The sequence below is a fragment of the Streptomyces sp. NPDC127119 genome (assembly GCF_042677425.1).
Classification (GTDB): Bacteria; Actinomycetota; Actinomycetes; order Streptomycetales; family Streptomycetaceae; genus Streptomyces.
Genome location: NZ_JBHXTO010000079.1, coordinates 19,210 through 44,464 on the forward strand (window position 1 = coordinate 19,210; position 25,255 = coordinate 44,464).

Here is a 25,255-nt window from a genome sequence, read left to right on the forward strand (position 1 = left end):
CGTGACCGCGTCCCGGCCGTGGCTGTCCGTGTCGCCGCACCTCGCTAAGGTCGGACCGTGATCGCTACCTCCGCCCGGCTGCTGCGGCTGGTGTCCCTCCTGTCGAGCAGGCCCACCTGGTCCAACGCGGAACTGGCACGGCAACTGGACGTCACCGAGCGCACCGTGCGCCGGGACATCGACCGGCTGCGTGAGCTGGGATACGGCGTCGAGTCGATCCCGGGACCGGGCGGCGGCTACCGCTTCGGCGCGGGCAACCGTATGCCTCCGCTGAACCTCGACGACGACGAGGTCTTCGCCGTGGCCGTGGCGCTCCGGGAGGCCGCCCACGGCGCGGCGCTCGGCGCCGACCCGGCAGCACTGTCGGCCCTGCTGAAACTGCGGCAGATCCTGCCCACCCGGATGGCGAAGCGCCTGGCCGGTCTGGACGCCACCGTCGAGCACACCCCGCGCTGCGAGCCGCCCCAGGCGTCGGCGGACGTGCTGTTGCTGCTGGCCTCCGTGTGCCGGGCGTCCGAGCGCACCACCCTCACGTACCGCGACATGCACGGCACGACCACCGTCCGGAGCGTCGATCCGTACCGCCTCGTCCACACCGGCGTGCACTGGTACTTCGTGGCCCGCGACGTCGACCGGGAGGCCTGGCGGACGTTCCGCGTCGACAGGGTGGTCGATGTCGAGTCCACCGGGGAAGTGGTCGCACTGCCCGACGCCCCGGACGCCGCGCAGATGGTCTCCGACACCATCACCCGTACCGGCTACCCGTTCTTCGCCCGCGTCCGGCTCCCGCTGTCCTACGACGACGCCCGACGGCTGGTGGCCCCCATCGTCGCCACCCACGAGGCCGACGGACCGGACACGACGGTCATCACCATCGGCGGCTCCGATCCCGACCAGCTCGCCGGCTACCTCCTGAGCCTGCGCACACCGCTGGAGATCCTGTCGCCGGAGCCCGTGCGCGAGGCACTGCTCGCCCGGCTCGACGCCCTGTATCGCGGCAACCAGGCAGGCAGCCAGGGCGGTGACCAGGCTTCTCGCCCCCTTCCGGAGGCGCGGAGGTGACGTCCGAGGAGGGCTCCGGCAGCGTCCGGTGCGAGACCAGGACCGTAGCTGTCCTGATCTGCTCCTAGCCTGGAACGCAGCTCACCACCGCCGCCCGCCGCACCCCGCCCCGCAGACCGACAGTCCGAGCAGAGGGACCGCCATGCCGTTCGCCGACGAACTCATCGGCCGCCACACCGTCGACAGCCTCACCCGTGCCATTCAAACGGCCGCCCCGACGGCCGAACTCACGGCGCTGCGCGCGGCACCCGGGCTGATCGACCCGTTGTCCCTGCGGGAACGCGCCGATCTGCTGCGCGACGCACTGCTCACCGACCTTCCGGGTGACTACGCGGCGCTGGCTCGGACCGTACGTACCGCGCGCGACGAGGCGCCGGAGTTCACCGGTTGGCTGATCTGGCCGGTCACCGGCGCGCTCGCCACCCGTGCCGTCCAGGAGGGCGGGGCGGCGGCCTTCGACGACGCGATGGACCTCCTGGCGAGTCTCACCGGGCGCCTGTCCTCGGAGTTCGCCATCAGGACCCTGCTGCGGCACGACCTCGACCGGGCCCTCGGCATCGTCGTGGGCGGCTGGACCGGGTCGGCCGACGCCGACGTGCGCAGACTGGCCTCCGAAGGCACCCGCCCCTACCTTCCCTGGGCGGTACGGGTCCCGGACATCCTGGCCCGTCCCGCGGTGACCGTGCCCGTCCTGGACGCCCTCTACCGCGACGAGAGCGACTACGTACGCCGCTCGGTCGCCAACCACCTCAACGACCTCAGCCGTGACCATCCCGAGCTCGTCGTCGACACCGCCCGCCGCTGGCTGGAGAGCCCCGACGCCACCACCGGGCGCCTGGTACGCCACGGACTGCGCACCCTGGTCAAACGCGGCCACCCCGGCGCCCTGGAACTGCTCGGTTTCGCTCCCGCGACCCTGGAGGTCGACGGACCCCAACTGGACCGGGACACCGTCCCGTTCGGCGGCACCATCCGCTTCACGGCCTCGATCCGCAACACCGGTGACGTCCAGGCGCGGCTGACGATCGACTACGTCGTCCACCATCGCAAGGCCAACGGCGGCCAGACCGGCAAGACCTTCAAGCTCACCACCCGCACCCTCGCACCGGGCGAATGGACCGACATCGCACGGGAGCATTCGTTCCGGCCGATCACCACGCGCCGCTACCACCCCGGGCAGCACGCGATCTCCCTGCAGATCAACGGAGTCGCGACGCCTCGCGCCGACTTCGAACTGGCGGCCCCGGACACGCCCTGAGCGGCCCACCGCGCGGCACCGTCAGGTGCCGTCAGACGTAACCGGGCTCTGCGGACGCCAGTCGTGCCGGCGGCGGCAGCGGCGCGTGCCGGGGGCAGGCCTCGAACGCCTGGATCACGAATCCCGCGAACCGCCGTGAGGCCATGACCTGGGCGGCGGGCGAGGCGGAGTGGATCCCCTTGTTGGCCATGAGCATGAGAACGAGGTCGTCCAGGACGAAGTCGGGACGCAGACGCCCGGCCTCCTTGGCGCGCCGGGCCAGTCCGGCGACCGCCCTCACCGTGTACTCACGGCCCGCGTCCACGTCCGTCGTGCCGGGGAACGTGGACATGAAGGCCTCGGTGAAGCCACGGTCGCGTGCGTGCAGCTCGCAGACCCTCTCGATCACCTGGCAGAAACCCCGCCAGGGATCGGGATCGGCGCACCCCTCGTCGACGATGTCCCGGCACGCGCGCAACTGGTCCGCGAAGACCGCCGTGACCAGTGCCTGCTTGGTAGGGAAGCGGCGGTACAGGGTGGCGGGGCCGACCGCGGCCCGCCGGGCGATCTCCCGCATCGGTACGTCCAGGCCCTCGGCCGCGAACAGTCTCCTGGCCGCGTCGAGGATGCGTTCGCGGTTGTCCAGGGCGTCGGAACGCAGGGTGTGAGGCAAATGATCGGTCACCGCTCTCACTTTACCTAAGTGGACGGGGGCGTCCGTTAGCGTCCGGGAGAGGGAAGCAGCCGCCCAGGTCATCGGGTGCGGCGCACCGGCCCGAACACCGATCCGAGCACGTGGAGACGACATTGAAGGCGATCGAGATCCGTACGTACGGAGGCCCCGAGGGGCTGGCCGTGGTCGACCTGCCCGCACCCGTACCGGCCGCCGGCGAAGTGGTGATCGCCGCGGAAGCGGTGGGCGTCGGCGGTGTCGACACCGTGATCCGGAGCGGCGCTCTGGCCGCCTACGGTTTCAAGGAGGGGCATGTCCCCGGCAGCGAGGTGGCGGGCACGGTCACCGCGGTGGGCGAGGGCGTCGACACGTCATGGGTCGGCCGACGGGTCTGGGGGTTCACCGGCACGGGCGGCGGCTATGTCGAACAGGCCGTCGCTCCGGTGCAGGAGATCCTTCCCCTCCCCGACGACCTCTCCGCCGCCGACGCGGTGACGCTCGGCAGTTCAGGAGTCGTCGCCCACTACGCACTGGCACACGCCCGTTTCGCCCCCGGTGAGACGGTCCTGGTGCGCGGCGCGGCCGGCAGCATCGGCATCATGACCGTCCAGTTGGCGGCCAAGGGTGGTGCCGCCGCGGTGGCGGTCACCACGTCGTCGGCCGAACGCGGCGCGCGATTGCGGCAGTTGGGCGCCACCCATGTGCTGGACCGGTCAGGTGAGGGCGGCCAGGACGCTCCCGCGGGCTACGACGTCATCATCGACATCGTCGCCGGTGACGACCTGCCGTCGTTCTTCGACAGGCTCAACCCGAACGGCCGTATGGTCGCCGTCGGCGTCGTGGCGGGCCAGCCACCGGCGGACTTCGGTACGAAGTTGATGGCCGCGTTCCGTAAGTCGCTGTCCTTCGCCACCTTCAGCGCGGACACCGTCACCTCGGCCGACCGGCATGCGGTGCGGAGCGAACAGTTCGCCGCCGCGGGCCGCGGTGAGCTGGCCACGGTCGTCCATGAACTGCTCCCGCTGGACCGGGCCGTACTGGCCCACCGGAAGATGGACGACGGTGAGGTCTTCGGCAGGATCGTGCTGACTCCGTAGCGCTCGCTCTCCCAGCCCTCTCCGCGGCCCCGCACGGAGTGACCGCGTCAGCTCGGCTCGGCCCAACTCGGCTCAGCTCGAAAAGCGTGTCGCGATCCGGGAGATGTTCGAGGTGTGGCTGTGCGCCCGCATCAACTCCTCGGCCCGTTCGCCGTTGCCGGCGGCGATGGCCTCGTAGATGATCCGATGCTGTCTGTACCGCTCGTCGACGACCTTCGAGTGCGCCCCGCGCACCTCCGACAGGATGCTGTCCCGTCGCTCCTCCGAACCGAAGGCGTCGACGGTACGCAGCATCTGGATCAGGGTCGCGTTGCCGCTGGCCTGGTCCACGATCATGTGGAAGTGGCGCATGAGTGCCTGGATCTCCAGCACCAGGTCCCGCTCCGCGTCGGTGCCGGGGTCCGCGTCGCGCAGTGCGCCGCGCAGGGCGTCCGCCTTGTCCAGGCAGTCGGACATCTCGCGGCGCTGGGCCGCCGTCGACTTCTCCGCGGCCAGCCGGGCGGCGAGCGCCCGGAGCACGTCCTCCATCATGGTGAACTCGCGCAGCTCCTCCTTGCCGAACTGCGCGATACGCACCGACCTGGGCCCCGTCCGCTCCACCAGCCGGTCCTGTTCCAGGCGTCGCAGCGCCTCGCGGACGGGGGTCGCGCTGATGCTGAGTGACTCCGCCAGGCCCCGCTCCGTGACCTTCTCCCCGCGCTTCAGGGTTCCGGTGACGATGGCCTCGCGGATCGCGGCGTACGCCTGATCGCCGAGGGTGACCGGGGACGAGAGCTGAGGGAGCAGAGCCATGCGGAACATGGTATTTGCTACAGCATAAATGTCAAACAAGCGATCCCGCAGTGGAGAGGCTCGTCGGGAGCTCGTCGAGGAGCTCGTCCGCAAGCGCGCCGGAGAGCCCGCCGGGGATGTCGTCGGGCAACCCGTCAAGAAACCGTCAGGTTCGGCGTGGGGCGGCCGTCAAGTCCGCCGAGCAGCATCAGTGCCTCAACCACCTAACCCATGGGGGATGCAGGCATGGCAGCACTTCTGTACCGGCTGGGCGCGCTCGGCGCCCGACGGTGGCGAACGATGTTGGTCGGATGGCTCCTGGCGCTCGCCGCGGTGACCGGTCTCGGCTTCTCGTTCGCCGGCTCCTTCGAGGACAGCGGTTCCATCCCCGGGTCACCGGCACAGACGGCGTTGACCAAGATGGACCGTCACTTCCCCTCCCCGGACGTCCAGTCCGCGGACATCGTGTTCCAGGCCCCCTCCGGCCGCAAGGTGACCGACTCCGATCTGCGCGAGTCGCTGGCGTCCGTCATCGCCGCGATGGGCGATGTGCACGGGGTGGCCGAGGTCGGTGACCCGGTCGAGGAGGACACCGTCTCCGAGGACGGCCGCACGGCGGTCGCGCAGGTCGCCTTCACGACGAAGAAGGACGAGGACGTGCCCGCCGGCACGCTCGACGGAGTGAAGGAGGCGGGGGAGCAGGCCCGGCAGGCGGGTCTCAAAACGGTCTACGGCGGTGACGCCTACGCCCCCTCGACCTCGCCCTTCGGACCTCCCGAGATGGTCGGACTGGGCGTGGCCCTGGTCATCCTCGTCATCACCTTCGGCTCGCTGCTCGCCGCCGGACTGCCGCTGATCACCGCGGTCCTCGGTGTCGTCGGCACCATGGCGGCCATGATGGGCGCGGCCACGGTGCTCGGCGTGAGCGACAGCGCGCCGACCCTGGCGATGATGCTGGGGCTCGCCGTGGGCATCGACTACGCGCTGTTCATCGTCTCGCGCCACCGGGCCCAACTCGCCACGGGAATGCCCGTCGTGGAGTCCGTCGCCAGGGCCAACGCGACCGCGGGCAGCGCGGTCGTCTTCGCCGGGGCCACCGTGGTCATCGCACTCGCCGGACTCTCGGTGGCGGGTGTCCCGATGCTGACCTCCATGGGCCTCGCGTCCGCCGGAGCCGTGGCCGTGGCGGTCGTACTGGCGCTCGGACTGCTCCCCGCACTGCTGGGCATGTGCGGACGCAGGCTCACCCCCAGGGCCGGCACCCGCTGGCGCCGGCGAGCGGCACGAGCACCGGGCAGGCCCTCCATGGGCGTGCGCTGGACCGAAGGCGTACTGCGCCGCCCGGTGCGCACCCTGATCCTCGGAACCGTCGCCCTCGTCGCCCTCGCCCTCCCGGCCCTGCAGCTCAAGCTCGCCCTGACCGACGAGGGCAACAGCCCGACCACGACGTCGAGCCGTCAGGCCTACGACCTGGTCGGTGACGCCTTCGGAGCCGGGGCGAACGGCCCGCTCGTCATCCTCGTCGAGGACGACGACCCGACCGCCGTCGCCGCGACGGCCACCGCCGTCGAGGACAGGCTGCGGGACGTCAGGGGCATCGCGGACGTCAGCAGCGTCGACGTGGCCGAGGACGAGTCGGCCGCCCGCATCCGGATCATCCCCGACACCGGACCGCGTACCCGGGAGACCAGCGACCTGGTCTCCCGGCTGCGCACCGAGATGAAGCCCCTCGCCGCGTCCGGGGGCAGCTATGTCGCCGTCACCGGCCTGACCGCGGTCAGTATCGACGTCTCCGACAAACTCAGCGGCGCGCTGGTCCCCTTCGCGGTCGTCGTGGTCGGTCTCTCCCTGCTCCTCCTGATGATCGCCTTCCGGTCCGTCGCCATCCCCGTCAAGGCCACCATCGGATTCCTGCTGTCCGTCGGAGCCGCGTTCGGAGCCACCGTCGCGGTCTTCCAGTGGGGCTGGCTGGCCGGCCTGCTGGGAGTGGCGAGCACCGGGCCGGTGGCGGGCTTCATGCCCATCATCGTCATGGCCGTGCTCTTCGGACTCGCCATGGACTACGAGGTGTTCCTCGTGTCCGCCATGCGGGAGGACTACGTCCGCCACCGGGACGCCCGCGCCGCCGTCCTCACCGGAGCCCGCAACGCCGCCCGCGTGGTCACCTCCGCCGCCCTCATCATGATCTCGGTATTCGTCGGCTTTCTGTTCTCGCACGACGCGGATATCATGCCGATCGCTTTCGCCCTGGCCTTCGGAGTCATGGTGGACGCCTTCCTGGTCCGTATGACGCTCGTGCCTGCGGTACTGGCTCTCCTCGGGGACCGGGCCTGGTGGCTGCCCCGGCGCCTCGACCGCTTCCTGCCCCGGCTCGACGTGGAGGGCGAGAACTTCCACGCGCCCGACGCCGAGCCCCGGGCCGCCGACAAGCAGTCCGCTCCCGTGAGCATCTGACCGGCCCGTGCCGGTGGACTCAGGACCTGTGTCGACGGCCTTCGGGCAGCCCGACCCGCCCGTACAAGGAGCACGTATGAACGCCGTCGACGCGCCGGAGACCACCGACCGGGTGCTCGTCATCGACGACGACCCGGGGATCAGACGCCTGCTGATCTCGGCCCTCGGGTTCGCCGGATTCGAGGTGGACGTGGCGGGCGACCTGACCGAAGCGCTCGAACAGGTCGCCCGCAGGCCCCCCGACGTCATCGTTCTCGACGTCATGCTCCCCGGCGCCGACGGCTTCGAGATCCTCCAGCTGCTGCGCGACCGCGGTATCGAGGTGCCGGTCCTCTTCCTCACCGCACGCGACGCGATCGAGGACCGGGTACGGGGACTGCGGCTCGGCGGGGACGACTACGTCACCAAGCCCTTCAGCGTCGTCGAGGTCGGCGCCCGACTGCAGGCACTGCTCCGGCGGGCCCGCAGCGGGGCGCCGGCCGCGCCCGAGGAGCCGGCGCTGTCCCTCGCGGACCTCGCGATGGACGACCCCCGCCACGAGGTCCGTCGCGCGGGGCGCCTTCTGGAACTCTCACCCACCGAGTACCGCCTGCTGCACTACCTCCTGAGCCACCAGGGCCAGGTACTGTCCCGCGCCCAGATCCTCGAAGCGGTCTGGCAGTACGACTTCGGCGGGGACACCGTCGTCGTCGAGCGCTTCGTCTCCAACCTCCGCCGCAAGATCGACCACGGCCACCCGCCCCTGCTGCACACCGTCCGGGGCGTCGGCTACACCCTCCGGGAGCAGGCCCGCACATGAGACTCCGCGACCGCCGTGTCTGGTCCTTCTCCAGTGTCCGTCTGCGTCTGCTGACCGGCCTGGCCGTGCTGCTCGTGTCCGGGCTGACGGCCAGCGCCGTGATCACCGGCGTCCTCCTGGAGGACTACCTGGACAGGCGCTACGAGAGAACCCTCGAAACGTACGCCGACCGGATCACCGAAGTCGTCGGACGCGGCCCGCAGACCGCCGACGGCGACCAACTCGGCACCCTCCTGGGGCCGCCGCTGGGCCTCGTCGCCGTGGACGCCGACAACGACGTGCTGCTGAGCACCGGTTCCGCGTCCTCGGCGGCCCGCCCGGTCGCCGAGCTGAGCACGACCGCCCCGGCCGGCACCATCGTCGACTACGACGGGCACGACAAGGAGCACGGCCTCGCGGCGATCCGTATCCCCAGCCCCGGACTCACCGTCGACCGCGGACCCGACGAAGCCGCCGTACGGCCGGTGGCGCTCGTCCTCACCATCGACTCCTCGGTGGGCGACGGAACCGTCGCCGTACTCGTCAAACGCCAACTCGTCCTGGTGGGAGCCGCGTTGCTGCTCCTGCTCGCCCTCGCCGTCATCGTGCTGCGGCTCGGTCTGCGGCCCCTGGCCCGGATGGCCCGTACCGCCGACGCCATCGCCGAGGGCCACCTCACGGAACGGCTGCCGGCCACCCGGAACGGCAGCGAGACCGACCGGCTCGCCGAGGCGGTCAACCGGGCCTTCGACGCCCAGGCCCGCGCGGAGGCGACCGTCCGCTCCCTGGCGGCCGACACCTCCCACGAACTGCGCACCCCGCTCTCCACCATCTCGGGCTGGCTCGATCTGCACCGCCAGGGCGGGGTCTCCGGACCGGGCCTGGAGACAGCGCTCGAACACATCGAGAACGAGGTGGGACGGATGCGCCTGCTCGTCGAGGACCTCGCCCTGCTCGCACGCCTGGACGCCGGCCGTCCCGTCGAGCGGCACGACGTCGATCTCACGGCGCTGGCCGCCAGCGTCGTCGAGGACGCCCAGATCATCTATCCCCGACGCGCCATCACCATGGCGACCGCACCGGAGGCACCCGTCGTCGGTGAGGCCAACCGCCTCCAGCAGGTCCTGCGCAACCTCGTCGGCAACGCCGTCCAGCACACGCCCGCCGGGACCGCCGTACGGGTCGAGATCACGCGGGACCGCAAGGACGTACAGCTGCGTGTCGTCGACGACGGTCCCGGTATCGCCGCCCAGGACCTGCCCCGCGTCTTCGAACGCTTCTGGCGCGCCGAGGCCAGCCGCAGCCGCGCCTACGGCGGCTCGGGCCTGGGCCTGGCCATCGTGGAGGCCATCGTCCACGCGCACCAGGGACAGGTACGGGTGCAGTCCGAGGTGGGAGTCGGCACCACCGTCACCATCCGGCTCCCGCACGCTCCCCGCGGCGCAACTGGTTGACAATCATGCTGTAGCAAATACCATCTCTTCCGTGGGGTGATTCAGCTCCGCGGGGCGATGAGCGGCCCCGCCCGGCCCATCGCCGTACACACCGCCCTGGTTGGTGCGCTGACCCCGTCGAACACCGAGTCCCGCACCCGCAATCCGCATCCCGAGTCCTGCGTACCGGGCCACGCGTTCCGTGTGCCCCGTCCAGAAATCTCCCCGTCCATCTACGGCACTAGTGCTATAGCAAATAGTGGAGGATCAATGATGATCTCACTCCCCAGGGCCAGGGCCTTCGCCCTGGCAGCCGCCTGCATGGTCGTTCTGGCCGCGTGCGGAGGCTCCACGGGTACGGACGGGTCGGCGAAGCCGACGTCCTCGGTCGACGTGGGCAAGGCGGCGCCCGTCACCCCGCTCGACGCGGCCACGGTGGCCAGGGCCGAGAAACAGGGATCGGTCCTCCTCTACACGAACGCGGACGCCGACCAGATGACACCGCTCACCAAGGCCTTCGAGGCGAAGTACGCCGGGATCGACGTGCGCGTGCTCAACATGAACGACCCGCAGACCTTCCAGCGCTACGCCACCGAATCCGCCACCGGTGTACGCACCGCGGACGTCGTGATGGCCACGGACGCGGTGGAGGTACTGAACTTCGTCAGCAAGGGCAATGTCCTCGACTACGAGGACCCCAACCTCAAACACCTTCCCGCATACGCACAACTCGCCCCGGGTGTGGTCTCCATGTCGGAGGACCCGCTCGTCGCCGTGTACAACACCGCGCTCATTCCCAAGGACAAGCAGCCCAAGGACCTCAAATCCCTCGCCGCGCTGTCCAAGTCCCTCAAAGGGAAGATCGGGACCACCGACATCAGCAATCCCCATTCCTTCGGCGCGGTCAGCAACTACACCGCCGCGCACGGAGACGCGGGGTGGAAGAACATCGAGGCCCTGGGCCCGAACACCGGTGTCGAGTCGGGCAACGGAAACCTCATGCAGAAACTGGCCCAAGGGCAGTACCAGGCCACCTATTTCGTGGCCGGATCGGTCCGGGCGCTGATCGAGGGGGAGGAGGCGTCGAAGATTCTCAACTATACGTATCTGACGGACGGAACGCCGCTGCTCCCCAGGGCCGTGGCCGTCACCAAGAAGGCGAAGTCACCCGACGCGGGAAAGCTCTTCGTGAACTTCCTGCTGTCGGTCGAGGGCCAGGAGGCCGCCTGCAAGGGCGGATTTACTCCGTACCGCGACGGAGTGGAATGCGCCTACGGTCTGCCGGCCGTGGAAAAGGTCGTCGGCGCCGACAACATGATGCTCGGCGGCTATCCCAAGGACATCGTCAAGAACAAGCCGGAGATCGTCGACCGCTGGAAGAAGGCGTACGGCCGATGAGCACCGTCCGACTCCGGCCGCCACCGGCCCGTATCCCCTCACCACCGCCGAAAGGATCCCGACGGCGCTGGATCTCGACCAACGCGAGCCACTACGTTCTCTGGGCACTCGCCCTGCTGGTCATCGTCGGTTCCGTCGTCCCGGTCGTGGCCGCCGCCGTGTGGTCGACACCGCTCTACGATGCAGGCGGGCATCTGACGTGGAACAACTTCGACGCGCTGCTCACCGACCGCAATTGGTGGACCGCGGTCACCAACTCGATCCTGTTCGCCGCCCTCAACACCGCCGGATCCCTTCTCGTCGGCGTGACGTGCGCGCTGTTCCTCACCCGCACCGACGTTCCCGGACGCCGTGCACTGACGACGTTCCTGCTCGTACCGATCGCGCTGCCCGGACTCGTCCTCATCATCGGCTGGGCGGCCATGTGGACCCCGGCGGGATTCGCGTCCTCCTGGCTTGAGGCGAACACGGTCCTGAGCATGCCGGTGAATCTCTACAGCATTCCCGGAATGGCCATGGTCGCGATGAGCGTGGCCTCGCCCACCGTGTTCCTGCTGTGCCGCGGCACGCTGCTGTCGATCGACCCGTCCCTGGAGGACGCCGCCCGTACGTCGGGCGCGAGTCCACTGCGCAGCCTGCTCTCCGTCAGCCTGCCGTTGATGCGTCCGGCGATCACGAACGCGGCGCTCCTGGTCTTCGCCCTCTCGATGGAAGTACTGGGGCTGCCACTGATTCTGGGATTCTCCAGCAAGATCAGTCTGATCTCCACGTATCTCTACGACCACTGGGTGAACGACGCCCAGCAGGGCCTGGTCTCCGCCGGTGCGGTGTTCCTGCTCATCACGGTCTCCGGACTCCTCGTGCTGCGGAACCGGCTCGTGGGTGATACCGCGCGCTTCACCACGACCACCGGAAAACCCACCGGCGTCCGGATTCTGAAGCTGGGCCGCGCTCGGTGGGTGGTGGCGGGAGGTCTCGCTTTCTTCGTGCTGGTGTTCGTTCTGGTTCCCCTCGCCGGAGTCGTGCTGGCGGCATTCACCTCCATCCTGTCGCCCTTCATCTCCCCGTGGAGCGTGCTGACCTTCAGCAACTTCTCCGCCGTGTTCGAGAATCCGCTCTACACCGACTCGATCGTCAACAGCCTTCTCATCGCGGCGGTCGGCGGGGCGCTGACGACTCTTGCCATCGCCGTTCTCTCGGTGGTCGCACACCGCTCACGATTCCGTTTTCGCGGCTCCCTGCAACAGGGCATGCTCTGGCCGCGCATGATGCCGGCGCTCGTCACCGGTATGGCGTTCTTCTGGAGCTTCGCCCTCCTCGACAGGTCCGGAGCAATACGCGCCAGCCTGTGGGGAATCGGCATCGCGTTCGCCGTCAGAAGTCTCGCCCTCGGCTACAGCGCCTTCTATCCGGCGCTCGCCGGAATCGGCGCCGATCTCGACCATGCCGCCCGTACCTCGGGTGCCACCTGGTGGACGGCGATGCGCACCGTCGTCCTCCGCCTCGTCGCACCCGCCATGGGCGCGTCATTCGTGCTGCTTTTCGTGGCCATGCTCAACGACGCCGAACCGGCGGTCTTCCTCGTCACCGACGAGACCCCCGTACTCGGCCTCACCATGCTGCAACTCGCGGCAACAAGCATCGGCGGGACCGTCGCCGCGTTGGGAGTAATCCAGATGGTCATCACCTTGGTCGTTCTGGGCGCGGGTCGCGCCCTGCTGGGGGTGCGTCCGCGTGCCTAGTCTCCAGCTGAACAAAATCACCAAGCAATTCGCGCGGCACACCGCTCTGCACGAGGTGTCACTCACCGTCCGGGACGGCGAGATATTCACCCTGCTGGGGCCCAGCGGCTGCGGAAAGTCCACCACCCTGTGGTCGATCGCCGGCCTGCACCGGCCCGACTCGGGCAGTATCGCGTTCGGCGACCGTGTCGTCTTCGACCACGGACGCGTCAATGTCGAACCGGAGCACCGCAATTGCGGTGTCGTGTTCCAGTCCTACGCCATCTGGCCGCACCTGTCGGTTGCGCAGAACGTGGGTTATCCCCTCAAGCTCCGCAAGACCCCCAGGGTGGAACGCGACCGCCGGGTGCGGGAAGTCCTCGAACTCGTCGAACTGGGCCGCCACGCGGGCCGCTACCCCCACGAGCTGTCCGGCGGCCAGCAGCAGCGGGTCGCGCTGGCCCGCGCCCTCGCCCACCCACCCGACCTCTTGCTCCTCGACGAACCCTTCTCCAACCTGGACGCCAAACTCCGCGACCGCTCCAGGCAGTGGCTCAAGACCCTCCAGTCACAGGTCGGGGTCACCACCGTCTTCGTGACCCACGACCAGGACGAAGCGCTGTCCGTCAGTGACCGCGTCGCCGTCATGGACCAGGGGAGGGTACGCCAGGTCGGCACCCCCACCGAGATCTACGAGCACCCGGCCGACCTGTTCGTCGCCGACTTCGTCGGAACCGCCAACCTCCTCGCCGCCACCGTCGTCGAGGCGGACGGCACCCATGCGGTGATCCGCGTCGACGGCGTCGGCGAACCGCTGAGGGTGCCGCACCCGGACAGGCGCCTGGGGCCGGTACGGATCTGCATCCGCCCCGAGAACATCGAGATCCGCCGCGGCGGCGCCGATGTGGGCCAACCCCTCGACACGCTGACGGCCAAGGTCGACAACCAGGCCTACCTCGGCGACCACTACCGGTACACCATCCGCATCGGCGGCACCCCGGTGATCGTGACCACCACGCGCCCGGCGACCACCGGTGAACTCACCGTCAGCCTTCCGCCGGAAGACATCCGCATCTTCCACGAGGAAGCCGACTCCAACGAGGAGAACCACCATGCCCCCGTCCACTGACTCCGCCGCGCAGGTCGGAATCCTGACGCCGTCCGGCATGCTCGGTGCCGGCTTCACCCCGGAGAGCATCGAGCGCGGCCTGACCCTCCAGCCGGACGTCATCGCGGTCGACGGCGGATCCACCGACTCCGGACCCCACTACCTCGGCGCCGGTGTCGCGAAGACGACCGCCGCCGCAGTGGGCCGCGATCTGCGCATCCTCCTCAAGGCCGCCGCCACCGCGGACATCCCCCTCATCGTGGGTTCCTGCGGCACCAGCGGCACCGATTCCGGTGTCGACTGGGTGGCGGGGATCGCGGAGCAGATCATGGCCGAGGAAGGCCTCGACCTGAAGATCGCCCGGATCTACAGCGAGCAGGAAGCCACGTTCCTCAAGGACGAACTCGACGCGGGACGGATCCACCCCCTCGCCCCGCACGGCCCCCTGGAGCCGGAGACACTCGAAAGCTGCACGCACATCGTCGGCATGATGGGCCACGAACCCTTCGTCGACGCCATCCGCGCGGGCGCCCAGGTCGTCCTGGCGGGACGGGCCACCGACACCGCCCTCGCCGCCGCCGTCCCGCTGATGCTCGGAATGCCGGCCGGACCCACCTGGCACGCCTCGAAGATCGTCGAATGCGGCGGACAGTGCACCACGGACCCGCGCGCCGGAGGCGTCTTCGCCACCATCGACCAGCACGGATTCACCATCGAGCCCCTCGACCCGGCCAACGCCTGCACGCCGATCTCGGTGGCGGCACACATGCTGTACGAGACGGCCAACCCGTACCGGATGCGTGAACCGGCGGGCACGCTGGACGTCTCCGACGCCACCTACACGGCACTGGACGAGCGCCGGGTACGCGTCGAGGGATCACGCTTCGAGCCCGCCGAGCAGCACACCATCAAACTCGAAGGAGCCAGGGTCACCGGCTACGAGACCGTCTCGTTCACCGGCATCCGCGACCCGTACATCGTCGCCAACATCGACCGCTGGGCGGCGCTCCTGCGTGTCATCCTCACCGAGCGCGTCAGCCAGACGCTCGGACTGACCGGCGACGACTACGGCCTGGACATCCGCCTCTACGGCCACAACGCCATCCTCGAAGACATCGACCCCGACTCCGGGCCACCCCGCGAGGTCGGCGTCATGCTCCTCGTCAGCGCACCCTCGCAGGCCACCGCGACGGCGATAGCCAAGGTCGCCAACCCCCTCATGCTGCACCTCCCGCTGCCGGAGATGGAGTACCTGCCCAGCTTCGCCTTCGCCACCTCACCGGCGGAGACCCAGCGCGGGGCGGCCTACGAGTTCGTCCTGAACCACGTCGTCGACGTCGACTCGCCCACCGGCATGTTCCGTACCCAGCACTCCCGCGAGGTCTCCCATGTCTGAGCACGCCACCCGTTCGCCCGTGCTGGGCGACTACGCGACCGAGATCCGCTCCAAGAACGCCGGACCGTTCTGGGTCACCATGGAAACCTTCATGAAGGACAGTGCCGGTTACGCCGTCGCCGCCGACGAGTCCTTCCTCAACGAGGCGGTCGTCGCCGACCTCTACCGGGTGGACGCCGAGCAGGTCCAGATCTTCCGTATCCCGGCACTGAACGTCGTCAAGATCTCCTTCCCGCGCCCCGTCACCCAGGCCGGTCTCCGCGACCGGGACATCCACGCCGGCCAACACCACGTCCCGCTGGCCGCCTTGAGGGTGCCCGACCGGCTGACCCGGGAGGATCTGACCCCGATCCCGGAGGAGGAACTGACTTTCCGGCTCCCCACCGTATTCACCGATCCGGCCGCCGAGCGACGGCATCGCAAGGAACGTCTCGCGGGGGCCCTGCGCATCTTCGGCCGGTTCGGGTTCGAGGAAGGGGTCGCCGGACACATCACCGCACGCGACCCGGAGTTCCCCGACCACTTCTGGGTCAACCCCTTCGGCGTGTCCTTCAAGCACGTGAAGGTCAGCGACCTGCTGCTCGTCAACCACCAGGGCGAGGTGGTGCAGGGGCGTCACCGGGTGAACCGGGCCGCCTTCGCCATCCACGCGGCCGTCCACGCGGCACGGCCCGACGCGGTCGGCGCCGCCCACAGCCACTCGGTGTACGGCAAGGCGCTGTCGGCGACGGGCCAGCGGCTCGAACCGCTCACCCAGGACGCCTGCGCCTTCTACGAGGACCACGGCTGCTACGAGGACTACTCGGGCGTGGCCGACGACCCCGCGGAGGGCAGGCGAATCGCCGAGGCACTGGGCGGACACAAGGCCGTCATCCTGCGCAACCACGGCCTGCTCACCGCTGCGGGCTCGGTCGACGCCGCCGCGTACTGGTTCATCACCATGGAACGCTCGGCCCAGGCCCAACTCGCCGCCAAGGCAGCGGGATCCACGATCCAGATCCCCCACGAGGAGGCCAAGCACACCTACGGGCAGGTGGGCTTCGACCTGGCGGGCTGGTTCCAGTTCCAGCCCCTCTTCGACCAGATAACCCGCACGGACCCGGACCTCTTCGACTAGAACCCGTCCGCCCGAGGCGGCGGCCGAGGTCTGCCGACGGACACGAAAGCATCTGTCGCGGCGGACCCCGGCCGCCGCCCGCTGTCGTACGCGGCTGTCGTACGCGGCTGTCGCACGTGGCTGTCGGGCGGTGCGCGGTGGTGGCACGACGATCTGATCAATTAGCTCGATCGGGGGGTGGGGGACCCCATTCGCCGAAAGAGGCACGACGGCGGCGTGGATGCTCTTGGACGTGGTGCTCTGCGCCCTGGTGCACGTCCGGCCAGGGCGTCTCTTGCAGATCCTGGAGGATCCATGCGACACCGTGTCTCCCGCCCGCGCAAGCGAGCGCTGGCCGTCGGACTCGCGCTGATCGTGGCCGTGCTCGCGCCCTCGGGCTCAGCCGGCGCGGCCGACCGGTACGAGTGGGCCGCGCTGGGTGACTCGTACACCGCCGGAGGGTTCGTCGGAGCCCCCCAGCCCGCACTGGGTGACGCGTCGCGGGACGGCTGCGACCGTACCTCCGACGCCTACCCCGGCGTCGTCGAGCGGGAGCTCGACGAGTTCCCGCCGGGCAAGCCCGTCCACCTGACCAACGTCAGCTGCGGCAACGCCACCATCGCCGACGTCGCCGCCGCCCGTCAGACGCCGATCAGCCCGGTCCAGCCACCCGCCGACGGCTGGCCCGCGGTGGACCCGCAGATCGAGCGCGCCGGACTCAACGACCAGACCGACGTCGTCACCGTCGGAGTCGGCGGCAACAGCCTGCCCTTCGGCGGCATGCTCCTCACCTGCCTGACAAAGGGTGCGACGGGCGCGTCCTGCCGCGACCACTACACGAATCCCCCCGAGGGGGAGGAGAGCGTCCAGGACAAGCTGGCCCGGGTCCAGGACGAGTACATCGAGATGCTGGCCCGAGTGCACCAGGCCGCGCCCCACGCCAAGGTGATCACGGTCGGCTACCCGGCCGTCCTGCCGGAAGAGGGCAGTGCCTGCAACCGACTCTCCCTCAGCGAGCTCGGCTCGATCACCCACGCCGACGTCGACTGGCTCCGCGACGACGTCCTCAAGCCGCTGAACAACACGATCAGGCAGGTCTCGGAGTTCTTCGGCGACCGTTACGTCGACGTGTACTCCTCCAGCGTGGGCCACGACGCCTGTCAGCCCGCCGACACCAAGTGGGTCGAGGGAATCTGCGGGGCCGCCGAGGACTACTGGCCCGGCAACCTCCCCGGCACCCTGCTGGACTGCCGTCTCATCGGCAAGCGCATCACCCTGGTCCACCCGAACGCCGCCGGACACGCCAACGCCGCCGCACACGTCGAACGCGCCATCCGCATCGCCCTCCTCGAACGCTGACCGACCGCCGAAACCGACCGCTGGAACCGACCGCTGGAGCCGCCCGCCGGTTCCCCGGCATCCTGTCAGTGATCCCGGCCGCCGCCGTCAGTTGACGGTGAACCGGGCCCGACCTTCGAGCGCCGCCACGAGTTCGGCGGCGCCCGCCAGGCCCGCCGCTCGGCGGGCCTGCGCGGTCTGGCCTGCGAGGTGGGAGTAGACGGTGATGCCGTCGACGTCTCGCAACGGGCTGTCCGCCGGGAGGGGTTCCCGTGTCACCACGTCGAGTGCCGCACCCGCGATGCCGCCCGTCCGGACCGCGTCGGCGAGCGCCCGCTCGTCGACGACGGCCCCGCGGGCGGTGTTGACCAGCAAGGCCGTCTCCTTCATCCGCGCGAACGCGGCGGCGTCGAACATGCCCCGGGTGCTGTCGGTCAGCGCGGTGTGGATCGACACGTAGTCGGAGACGGCCAGCAGTTCGGCGAAGGACACGAACCGCACCGCGAGGTCACCGCGCAGGCCCTCGGGGACACCGGTGCTGCACACCACGTCCATCCCGAACACCCTGGCCAGAGGTACGACGGCCCGCGCGGCGGCGCCGAAGCCGACGAGGCCGAGTATCGCCCCGCGCAGCTCGTGACCGTCCTCGCGCGGCCACCCTCCGGCCAGCACGCCCGTGGCACTGTGGACCAGCCGCCGCGCGGAGGCGAGCAGCAGACCCAGCGTGTACTCGGCGACGGCGTTCGCGTTGATCCCGGGCAGGTTGCTCACTCCGACACCGAGGCGGCGCGCGGCCTCGACGTCGATGGAGTCGTACCCGACACCCGTACGCACCACCACCCGCAGTCGCGGAGCACGGGCCAGTACCCCGGCGGTCAGGGGCTCGTTCGCGACGAGTGCCGCGTCGATCCCGTCGAGCGCGGACACGAGGTCCTCCGGATCGCGGCGTCCGACCATCGGAACGTGGCGCGTCTCAAGACCGGCCGCCCGCAGGTAGTCGTCCACCTCGTCGCCGGGACGCAGATAGTCAGTGGTGATCAGGACGCGTGGCACGCTCCGCCGCCTCCTCCACCGTCGTGCGGCCTGCTCCGTGGCCGATCCGGTGTGCGACGGCCGAGCCGAGCGCCGTCGTCGTCCCGTTGCCGCCGAGGTCCGGCGTGAGGACGTCCGGCCGACCCTCCAGGACCGACTCGATGGCGGCGACCATGTCCGCCGCGGCAGCGGCCTCGCCCAGGTGCTCCAGCATCATCGCGCCGCTCCAGATCTGCCCGACCGGGTTGGCGATGCCGCGCCCCGCGATATCGGGGGCCGAGCCGTGGACGGGCTCGAAGAGGCTCGGACGGGTCCGCTCCGGGTTGATGTTCGCACTCGGCGCTATCCCGATCGTGCCGGTACAGGCCGGGCCCAGGTCGGAGAGGATGTCACCGAACAGGTTGCTCGCCACGACGACGTCGTACTGCTCGGGCCGCAGCACGAACTTGGCCGCCAGGATGTCGATGTGGTCCTTGCCGGCGGACACCCGCGGATAGCGCAGCGCCATCTCGCTCGCCCGCTCGTCCCAGTAGGGCATGGATATGGAGATCCCGTTGCTCTTGGTCGCCCAGGTCAGCTGCCTGCGCGGCCGGGAATCGGCGAGTTCGAAGGCGTACCGCAGCACCCGGTCGACGCCGACACGGGTCATCACGGTCTCCTGCAGTACGGTCTCGCGCTCGGTGCCCTCGAAGATCCGCCCGCCGATGCTGGAGTACTCGCCCTCGGTGTTCTCACGCACCACGTAGAAGTCGATGTCTCCCGGACCGTGGTCGCGCAGCGGACTGCGGACACCCCGCAGCAGCCGGACCGGCCGCAGATTGACGTACTGGTCGAAGCCGCGGCGCAGCTGCAGCAGGCTTCCCCACAGCGACACATGGTCGGGGACGACCTCGGGCCAGCCGACCGCACCGAAGAAGATCGCGTCGAAGCCGCCCAGCACGCTGTGCCAGTCCTTCGGCATCATCTCCCCGTGGCGCGTCCAGTAGTCCGCGCTGGCGAAGTCGAACTCCTCCACGTCGAGGACGAAGCCGTACGCGTCGGCCGCGGCGCGCAGGCACCGCAGCCCCTCGGGAACGACTTCCCGGCCTATGCCGTCCCCGGGCACGGCGGCGATGCGGTAACGCTGTGGCACGACTGCTGCTCCTAGCTCGATGCGTGTGCGGCTCTTCACTGTGGGCTCCGGCGCTGCCCGCCACAACGGCCCGCGGGGCAACCTAGACTTTCCTCAGCGGAAAACCCGGCCGGACAGGAGACGGTATGGACTCGGGCGGCAGCCCCACGAAGATGTCCGTCGACGACCTGAAGTTCTTCCAGGTCGTGGCAGCCAGCGAGACGCTCACGGCGGCCTCGCGCCGGCTCGGCTGGTCCCTCCCGGTGGTCAGCAAGCGGCTCAGCGCACTGGAGAGCCGTCTCGACGTGCGTCTCGTCCAGCGCGGCACCCGCCGCCTGGTCCTGACCTCGGAGGGTGCCCTGTACGCGAACGGGCTCGACTCGATCCTCGACCGGCTCCGCGAGCTGGAGGACCTGGTGACCGAACGGTCCGGGGAACTGCGCGGCGCCCTGGTCGTCCAGGCGACCCTGGGTCTCGGGCGAGCCCATGTCGCCCCGCTGCTCGCGGAGTTCGCGGCGGCGCACCCCCAGCTCCAGGTGCAGCTGAACACGTCGGCGCTGCCCCTGCGCCCGCATCGGCGGACCTTCGACGTGGCCGTTCACGTGGGAAGTCCGCCGGACTCCTCACTGCGGATGCGCCGGCTGGCGGAGAACCGCCGGGTGCCGTGCGCGTCGCCCGCGTACCTGGCACGGCACGGCGCGCCCACCTGCGTGGAGGATCTGGCACGGCACGACTGCATCGTGCTGCGCGAGAACGAGGGGGACTACGCGCTCTGGCGGTTCGGCGACGTCGGCGATCCGCACCATGTGCGGGTGCGGGGTCCGCTGCAGAGCAACGACGGGGACATCGTGACCGGTTGGGCGCTGGAGGGCCGAGGAGTGATCATGCGCTCCGAGTGGCAGGTCCGGCCCCATATCGAGCGCGGCGACCTTGTCCGCGTACTGCCGAACGTCCCGACGCCCGCGGCCGACATCTATGCCCTGCTCGAAGACGACGGACATGTTCCCCGGCGCGTGACCGAGCTGATCGAGCACCTGGCGGCACGGCTGCCGGGACGATTGGCACGATCGGTCTGACACGACTGTTTCTGACTGGGAAATGCTGGGTTGCCCTGTACGGCATACTCGTCGGCCGTGCCTGGGCGGTCAGCCGTATGCGTGCCCAGCCGTACCTATCCGTGCCGGGACAGGACGTGCTCCGTCAGGTCGGGGAGGGGGCGCCCTGTCCCCAGGGCCGTGGATCGCAGCCGTGACGGCGCTTCGGCGGGCGTGATGCCCAGTTGCTCGGCCATCACGACGGTAGCCCCATGGGTGCGCTGCCAGTGGACGTTCAGTACGGGGGTGATCCTCGCGGTGAGCAGGTGAGCAGGTGAGCAGGTGAGCAGGTGAGCGCCGCCGCCCGGACGGCCAGCCTGGCGTCCTCTTCCGCCTCGACGCCCAGCGGACCGGCCTCGAAGCGCAGCATGTCCGCCGTCCCCAGGTGCGCATGGCCTTCCACCAGCGGAAACGCAGAGATGGCGCCCACCGTGGACAAGCGCTCCCGGGCCAGCGGGCCGAACAGGGGCCACGGGGGCACGGCCCCCTGGAGGTCCTCGACCATGAGCGGCCGGCCGATCGCCGCGGCCGACAGTCCAAACGAGAGGCGGCCCTCCGCCCGGTCCGTGGTCACCCCGAGTCATGTCAGCGGCCTTGCTTCCGATCATCGCCGCTCCTCCTCTAGGCTCGGCGCAGGCGCGGTCGGGCTCTCGGCCGCACACCGCAGGCTCCCGGCCCCCGAGCCCTGACCGACTGCCAAGGCCGGCCGGAGCCGCATCGCCGACATCTTCAGTGGTTCCGGCCCTGCCCTCCTGGCGCGTCGGCGAGGCAACTCCCGCCGTCTCGCCCGGCTGCCAGGAGGGCAACTCGCGCGCAGGCCGATCACCCGACGACCGGCGACCCGACGACCATCCGGGGGTTCTGAACAGGCGTCCCTTGTTGCAGGAGTGGCTGAATGGGGTACCCAGCCGACGAACGCAGAGGAAGGGGCGTACGAGATGCGCATCGATCTGACCGGCCGCACGGCACTGGTCACCGGGTCCACCCAGGGAATCGGCGCGGCGATCGCCACCGGCCTCGCACGGGCCGGCGCCCGCGTCGCCGTGAACGGCCGGAGCGAACAGCGTGCCGAGGAGAGTGCGGCCCGGCTGGCCAAGGACGTGCCCGGCGCGGACGTGGTGCCCGTGGCGGCGGACGTGACCACCGAAGAGGGGGCGGCGCAGGTCGTGGACGCCCTGCCGCAGGTGGACATCCTCGTCAACAACCTCGGGATCTTCGGGTCCGCGGACCCGCTGGAGATCACCGACGACGAATGGCGCCGCTACTTCGAGGTCAACGTGCTGGCGGCCGTGCGACTGATCCGCTCGTACCTGCCGGGCATGACCGAGCGGGGCTGGGGGCGCGTCCAGAACATCGCCAGCGACTCGGCCGTGGTCATCCCCGCGGAAATGATCCACTACGGCATGTCGAAGACCGCCCTGCTCGCGGTGAGCCGGGGCTTCGCGAAAGAGGCGGCGGGCACGGGCGTCACGGTGAACTCCGTCATCGCCGGCCCCACGCACACGGGAGGCGTCGAGGACTTCGTGTACGGGCTCGTCGACCGTGACCTTCCGTGGGACGAGGCCCAGCGTGCCTTCATGAAGGAGCACCGTCCGCAGTCCCTGCTGCAACGGCTGATCGAGCCGGAGGAGATCGCGAACATGGTCGTGTATCTCAGCTCCGACCAGGCGTCGGCCACCACCGGGGGCGCGCTGCGGGTCGACGGCGGATACGTCGACTCGATCCTGCCGTGACGATCCTGCCGTGACGATCCTGCTGTGAGGCGCGTGCCTGTGAGGCGCCTGTTGTGACACGGCCGGCCCGCGCCTGCTCCCGCAGACACTCCCCGGCTCTCTCACGCAGGGCGTGGGCCGTCCCTGCCCGGCCGCTCGACCATCCGTGACAGCTCGACCCGTGAACGCACCCCGAGCACGGCGAACACCTTCCGCAGGTGATAGTCCACCGTGCGGGTGCTCACGGTCAGGCGCAGCGCCACCTCCCGGTTCGTGGCGCCCTCGGCCACACAGCGCGCGATCCGCAGCTGCTGAGGCGTGAGTCCTTCCAGCACTCCGGCCCGCGCCGCGGCCGGTGCCACCCCGTTCGCCCTGAGTTCGGCCCGCGCCTGGTCGGCCCAGATCCGGGCGCCGCACCGCTCGAAGGCGACCAGCGCGGCCCGCAGACAGCCGCCCGCCTCCCGGAGTCTGCGCCGCCTGCGCAGCCACTTGCCGTACAGCAGCTGCGTACGCGCCTGCTCGAAGTCGCCGCCCGCCTGCGCGTGCAGGACGAGGGCGTCCCCGTACAACCCGTCGGCCCGGTCCGCGTCGGCCACCAGCGCCCGGCACCGGGCGAGTTGGGCGGGTGCCTGCACGTCGGCACCGAAGTGCGCCCACAGCGCGAACTCCTCGACGACCGCGCGCGCGTCCTCCCGTTGCCCGGCGAGCACCGCGGCCTCCACATAGCAGGGCATGACCAGCATGCGTACGGCGAAGTGACCGCCGTCCGGGCCCGGGTGGACCAGCGGGCCGAGCCGGGCAGCCGCCTCGAACGGACGACCGCGCCCCAGGTCGGCGCGGCCCGCGGCCCATTCGGCGAGGGTGGTCGCCTGCATCAGACCGTGACGCCGTGCGGTGGCCAGCGCGGCGCCGGCGTGGTGTGCGACGAGCGTCGACTCGTCCGCGATCGACGCCGCCAGGGCCAGTACGGCATGGTGGTGGGCCGCCACATTGCTCTGCCCGTACCGGTGTGCGGTACGCAGTCCCTCCTCCGCGTGCGCCCGGGCCCGTGCGTGCTGCCCCGTCCTCAACTCCGCGTAGGCCAGCAGCTCCAGGGCCCGTGGCACGGCCGACTCCGGGCCGTGGGAGCGGGCCGCCGCGAGGGTCCGCGCGCCGATCCGGCAGGCGGCGGACACGTCCCCCAGGAGGAGGGCCGCCGCGCCCGACCACAGCAGCCGCTCCGGCCCGTCCTCCTCCCAGGCGTGCTCGACCACGTGCCGCAGCCGGGGAATGGCCCGGCCGAAGTCCCTTTCCAGCATTGCCCGCATGCCGTGCAGGTAGTCCCGTGGCAGGCTGTCCGGTTCGGCGGTGGGGGCCGTCACCGTCACCGTCTCCACCGGGGTACGGTCGGCCGCGTTCAGCGCTCGCAGACAGGCGACGGCGTCTCCCGTGGCCCAGGCGGCCTCCGCTGCGGCGAGCCCCGCGAGCAGGGCGTGCGCGGGATCGTCGTCGGCGAGCAGGGAGCGGGCGAGCAGCAGGGTCTCACCGGCGTCGGCCGCGGGGCCGTCACGCAACGCGAGAATGCCCCGCACCCGGGCCGAACGCCCCCGGACGACGGCGGGCAGTGCGCCGTCACGGGCCCGGCCGACCAACCGGCGGGCCATCCGGGCCCGGCCCGCGAGCAGCGCCTGCCCGGCCGCCGCGGTCAGGTGTTCCGCCTGCTCGCGCCGGTCCGCCGTCAGCTCCGCGGCGCGGGCGTACGCCATCGAACGCTGGGCGCGGGACGCGGCGACGCGCGGGTCGGCCGCGGCGGCGGACAGCTGATCCGCCAACGCCGGAGCGTGCCCGGCGACCGACCAGGCCCGATGGAGCAGCGCGACGAGCCCGTGCCCCTCGCTCGCCAGAACGGAGGTGAGTGCCCGGTGCGCCGCACGCCGCCGGTCGGGGGGAGCGCAGGCATGGACGGCCCCGCGGATCAGGGGGCTGGTGAAGCGGAACCGGCCGTCGGACAGCACGAGTACGTCCGGGAGCCGGTCCGAACCGAGTGCGGCCCGCGCCAGGTCGAGCCGCGCCGCCGCCCCGCGCACCAGGTCGGCGTCGGCGCCGACGCCCTCCGGATCGTGCTCGTGCGCGGCCGCCACCAGCAGGAGGAGTTCACCAGCGGCGGCGGAGAACCTCGCCAGATGCGCGCCTGCCACACTCCGCAGCGCTTCGGTGTCGGCCAGCGGCCACGGCAACCGGTGTTCACCGGACAGCTCGGCGGGGGACAGCCCGGCCACCAGCGCGCGCAGCAGGGCGGGGTTGCCGTCGGCCTCGTCCAGCAACTCCGTGCGGACGGCCGGGTCGACGGGCCCGTACGCCGTGTCGTCGAGCAGGGCGTCCATGGCGGACGACGGCAGCGGTGCGAGGGTCAGGACGGGCAGTGCGGCGAAGTCGGGATCGGCCGCGTGCTGCCCGGCGACCGTGAGGAGCAGCCGCACCGGCCCGGTCGCGGGCAGCCGCCGGGCGGCGAAGCCCAGGGCGGCCCGCGAGGGAGCGTCCCACAGGTGCGCGTCGTCGACGCACACCAGCAGGGGCGAGCCCGCGGCGGCGTCGGTCAGCGACCGGAGCAGCCACTCAGGTGCCGTCCCGGGGTCCGGGACGCCGACGGTCCGCCCGCCCCGCGGGCCCGCGGCGGCACACCCCCGCGCGGGCACACCCCGCAGGGGCAGCGCGGACACCCCACGACAGGCCCCTACCCGCAGCACGGGCCCCGCCCGGAAGGG

Annotated in this window: 20 protein-coding genes and 1 pseudogene; 15 read left to right on the forward strand and 6 right to left on the reverse strand. The window is 70.7% G+C overall.

The genetic code is table 11. From position 1 onward, the window contains the following. Positions 1–57: 57 nt before the first annotated feature. A complete protein-coding gene (locus tag ACFVH5_RS28055; protein WP_385836516.1) occupies positions 58–1,062 on the forward strand; it encodes a helix-turn-helix transcriptional regulator in 1,005 nt (334 codons plus the stop codon). 142 nt (positions 1,063–1,204) lie between these two features. Continuing rightward, on the forward strand, positions 1,205–2,320 hold the full coding sequence (locus tag ACFVH5_RS28060; RefSeq protein ID WP_385836517.1) for a DNA alkylation repair protein: 1,116 nt from the start codon (positions 1,205–1,207) through the stop codon (positions 2,318–2,320). A gap of 31 nt (positions 2,321–2,351) precedes the next feature. On the opposite strand, the gene ACFVH5_RS28065 is transcribed toward ACFVH5_RS28060, so the two are convergent. Further along, the gene (locus ACFVH5_RS28065) at positions 2,352–2,984 is read right to left on the reverse strand and encodes a TetR/AcrR family transcriptional regulator (protein WP_385836518.1); all 633 of its coding nucleotides are present in this window, start codon (positions 2,982–2,984) and stop codon (positions 2,352–2,354) included. A 122-nt stretch (positions 2,985–3,106) separates the two neighbouring features. On the opposite strand from ACFVH5_RS28065, the gene ACFVH5_RS28070 reads away from it, so the two are divergent. Next, entirely contained in the window at positions 3,107–4,069 is a 963-nt protein-coding gene (locus tag ACFVH5_RS28070) for a zinc-binding dehydrogenase (protein WP_385836537.1), read from the forward strand. 72 nt (positions 4,070–4,141) lie between these two features. On the opposite strand, the gene ACFVH5_RS28075 is transcribed toward ACFVH5_RS28070, so the two are convergent. Beyond that, positions 4,142–4,861, reverse strand: a complete 720-nt coding sequence (locus ACFVH5_RS28075) for a GntR family transcriptional regulator (protein ID WP_385836519.1) — start codon at positions 4,859–4,861, stop codon at positions 4,142–4,144. 225 nt (positions 4,862–5,086) lie between these two features. Between ACFVH5_RS28075 and ACFVH5_RS28080 the strand changes: the two genes are divergently transcribed. From ACFVH5_RS28080 to ACFVH5_RS28125, 10 genes and pseudogenes are all read left to right on the forward strand, one after another. Then, positions 5,087–7,294: an MMPL family transporter gene (locus ACFVH5_RS28080; RefSeq protein WP_385836520.1), complete on the forward strand. Its 2,208-nt coding sequence runs from the start codon at positions 5,087–5,089 to the stop codon at positions 7,292–7,294. Between the two features lie 76 nt (positions 7,295–7,370). Beyond that, the gene (locus ACFVH5_RS28085; RefSeq protein WP_384796666.1) at positions 7,371–8,093 is read left to right on the forward strand and encodes a response regulator transcription factor; all 723 of its coding nucleotides are present in this window, start codon (positions 7,371–7,373) and stop codon (positions 8,091–8,093) included. Then, on the forward strand, positions 8,090–9,526 hold the full coding sequence (locus ACFVH5_RS28090; protein WP_385836521.1) for an ATP-binding protein: 1,437 nt from the start codon (positions 8,090–8,092) through the stop codon (positions 9,524–9,526). The genes ACFVH5_RS28085 and ACFVH5_RS28090 overlap by 4 nt, the downstream gene beginning before the upstream one ends. Positions 9,527–9,775: 249 nt before the next feature. Continuing rightward, a complete protein-coding gene (locus ACFVH5_RS28095; protein WP_385836522.1) occupies positions 9,776–10,903 on the forward strand; it encodes an ABC transporter substrate-binding protein in 1,128 nt (375 codons plus the stop codon). After that, entirely contained in the window at positions 10,900–12,645 is a 1,746-nt protein-coding gene (locus ACFVH5_RS28100) for an ABC transporter permease (RefSeq protein ID WP_385836523.1), read from the forward strand. The genes ACFVH5_RS28095 and ACFVH5_RS28100 overlap by 4 nt, the downstream gene beginning before the upstream one ends. Beyond that, on the forward strand, positions 12,638–13,753 hold the full coding sequence (locus ACFVH5_RS28105) for an ABC transporter ATP-binding protein (protein WP_385836524.1): 1,116 nt from the start codon (positions 12,638–12,640) through the stop codon (positions 13,751–13,753). The genes ACFVH5_RS28100 and ACFVH5_RS28105 overlap by 8 nt, the downstream gene beginning before the upstream one ends. Continuing rightward, a complete protein-coding gene (locus ACFVH5_RS28110) occupies positions 13,737–15,128 on the forward strand; it encodes an acyclic terpene utilization AtuA family protein (RefSeq protein WP_385836525.1) in 1,392 nt (463 codons plus the stop codon). Before ACFVH5_RS28105 ends, ACFVH5_RS28110 begins: the two co-directional genes overlap by 17 nt. Beyond that, positions 15,121–15,426 (forward strand): annotated as a pseudogene (locus ACFVH5_RS28115) (DUF4387 domain-containing protein); the annotation flags it as partial. The gene ACFVH5_RS28110 and the pseudogene ACFVH5_RS28115, both read left to right, overlap by 8 nt. 27 nt (positions 15,427–15,453) lie before the next feature. Then, positions 15,454–16,245, forward strand: coding sequence for a class II aldolase/adducin family protein (locus ACFVH5_RS28120; protein WP_385836538.1), 792 nt, complete (start codon positions 15,454–15,456; stop codon positions 16,243–16,245). A gap of 294 nt (positions 16,246–16,539) precedes the next feature. After that, entirely contained in the window at positions 16,540–17,583 is a 1,044-nt protein-coding gene (locus tag ACFVH5_RS28125) for an SGNH/GDSL hydrolase family protein (protein WP_385836526.1), read from the forward strand. A gap of 87 nt (positions 17,584–17,670) precedes the next feature. Here ACFVH5_RS28125 and ACFVH5_RS28130 read toward each other — a convergent pair whose 3' ends face one another. Together ACFVH5_RS28130 and ACFVH5_RS28135 are read right to left on the reverse strand one after the other, a co-directional pair. Further along, complete coding sequence (locus tag ACFVH5_RS28130; protein WP_385836527.1) at positions 17,671–18,615, reverse strand: NAD(P)-dependent oxidoreductase; 945 nt, start codon at positions 18,613–18,615, stop codon at positions 17,671–17,673. Then, the gene (locus tag ACFVH5_RS28135) at positions 18,590–19,726 is read right to left on the reverse strand and encodes a tartrate dehydrogenase (protein ID WP_385836529.1); all 1,137 of its coding nucleotides are present in this window, start codon (positions 19,724–19,726) and stop codon (positions 18,590–18,592) included. Before ACFVH5_RS28135 ends, ACFVH5_RS28130 begins: the two co-directional genes overlap by 26 nt. A 125-nt stretch (positions 19,727–19,851) precedes the next feature. Here ACFVH5_RS28135 and ACFVH5_RS28140 point away from each other — a divergent pair, with 125 nt between their 5' ends. After that, positions 19,852–20,781: a LysR family transcriptional regulator gene (locus tag ACFVH5_RS28140; protein ID WP_385836530.1), complete on the forward strand. Its 930-nt coding sequence runs from the start codon at positions 19,852–19,854 to the stop codon at positions 20,779–20,781. Between the two features lie 253 nt (positions 20,782–21,034). On the opposite strand, the gene ACFVH5_RS28145 is transcribed toward ACFVH5_RS28140, so the two are convergent. Beyond that, positions 21,035–21,373, reverse strand: coding sequence for a hypothetical protein (locus ACFVH5_RS28145; protein WP_385836531.1), 339 nt, complete (start codon positions 21,371–21,373; stop codon positions 21,035–21,037). Between the two features lie 364 nt (positions 21,374–21,737). Between ACFVH5_RS28145 and ACFVH5_RS28150 the strand changes: the two genes are divergently transcribed. Then, entirely contained in the window at positions 21,738–22,532 is a 795-nt protein-coding gene (locus ACFVH5_RS28150; protein ID WP_385836532.1) for an SDR family NAD(P)-dependent oxidoreductase, read from the forward strand. Positions 22,533–22,633: 101 nt separating this feature from the next. Here ACFVH5_RS28150 and ACFVH5_RS28155 read toward each other — a convergent pair. Next, on the reverse strand, positions 22,634–25,255 hold a 2,622-nt coding region (locus tag ACFVH5_RS28155), incomplete at its 5' end, for a LuxR C-terminal-related transcriptional regulator (protein ID WP_385836534.1).

What these genes read in the sequence shown, in the direction of transcription:
- ACFVH5_RS28085 (WP_384796666.1), top strand. Translation starts at nt 7,371, where the DNA reads ATGAACGCCGTCGACGCGCCGGAGACCACCGACCGGGTGCTCGTCATC.
- ACFVH5_RS28100 (WP_385836523.1), top strand. Translation starts at nt 10,900, where the DNA reads ATGAGCACCGTCCGACTCCGGCCGCCACCGGCCCGTATCCCCTCACCA.
- ACFVH5_RS28140 (WP_385836530.1), top strand. Translation starts at nt 19,852, where the DNA reads ATGGACTCGGGCGGCAGCCCCACGAAGATGTCCGTCGACGACCTGAAG.
- ACFVH5_RS28110 (WP_385836525.1), top strand. Translation starts at nt 13,737, where the DNA reads ATGCCCCCGTCCACTGACTCCGCCGCGCAGGTCGGAATCCTGACGCCG.
- ACFVH5_RS28080 (WP_385836520.1), top strand. Translation starts at nt 5,087, where the DNA reads ATGGCAGCACTTCTGTACCGGCTGGGCGCGCTCGGCGCCCGACGGTGG.
- ACFVH5_RS28125 (WP_385836526.1), top strand. Translation starts at nt 16,540, where the DNA reads ATGCGACACCGTGTCTCCCGCCCGCGCAAGCGAGCGCTGGCCGTCGGA.
- ACFVH5_RS28150 (WP_385836532.1), top strand. Translation starts at nt 21,738, where the DNA reads ATGCGCATCGATCTGACCGGCCGCACGGCACTGGTCACCGGGTCCACC.
- ACFVH5_RS28060 (WP_385836517.1), top strand. Translation starts at nt 1,205, where the DNA reads ATGCCGTTCGCCGACGAACTCATCGGCCGCCACACCGTCGACAGCCTC.
- ACFVH5_RS28095 (WP_385836522.1), top strand. Translation starts at nt 9,776, where the DNA reads ATGATGATCTCACTCCCCAGGGCCAGGGCCTTCGCCCTGGCAGCCGCC.
- ACFVH5_RS28090 (WP_385836521.1), top strand. Translation starts at nt 8,090, where the DNA reads ATGAGACTCCGCGACCGCCGTGTCTGGTCCTTCTCCAGTGTCCGTCTG.
- ACFVH5_RS28075 (WP_385836519.1), bottom strand. Translation starts at nt 4,861, where the DNA reads ATGGCTCTGCTCCCTCAGCTCTCGTCCCCGGTCACCCTCGGCGATCAG.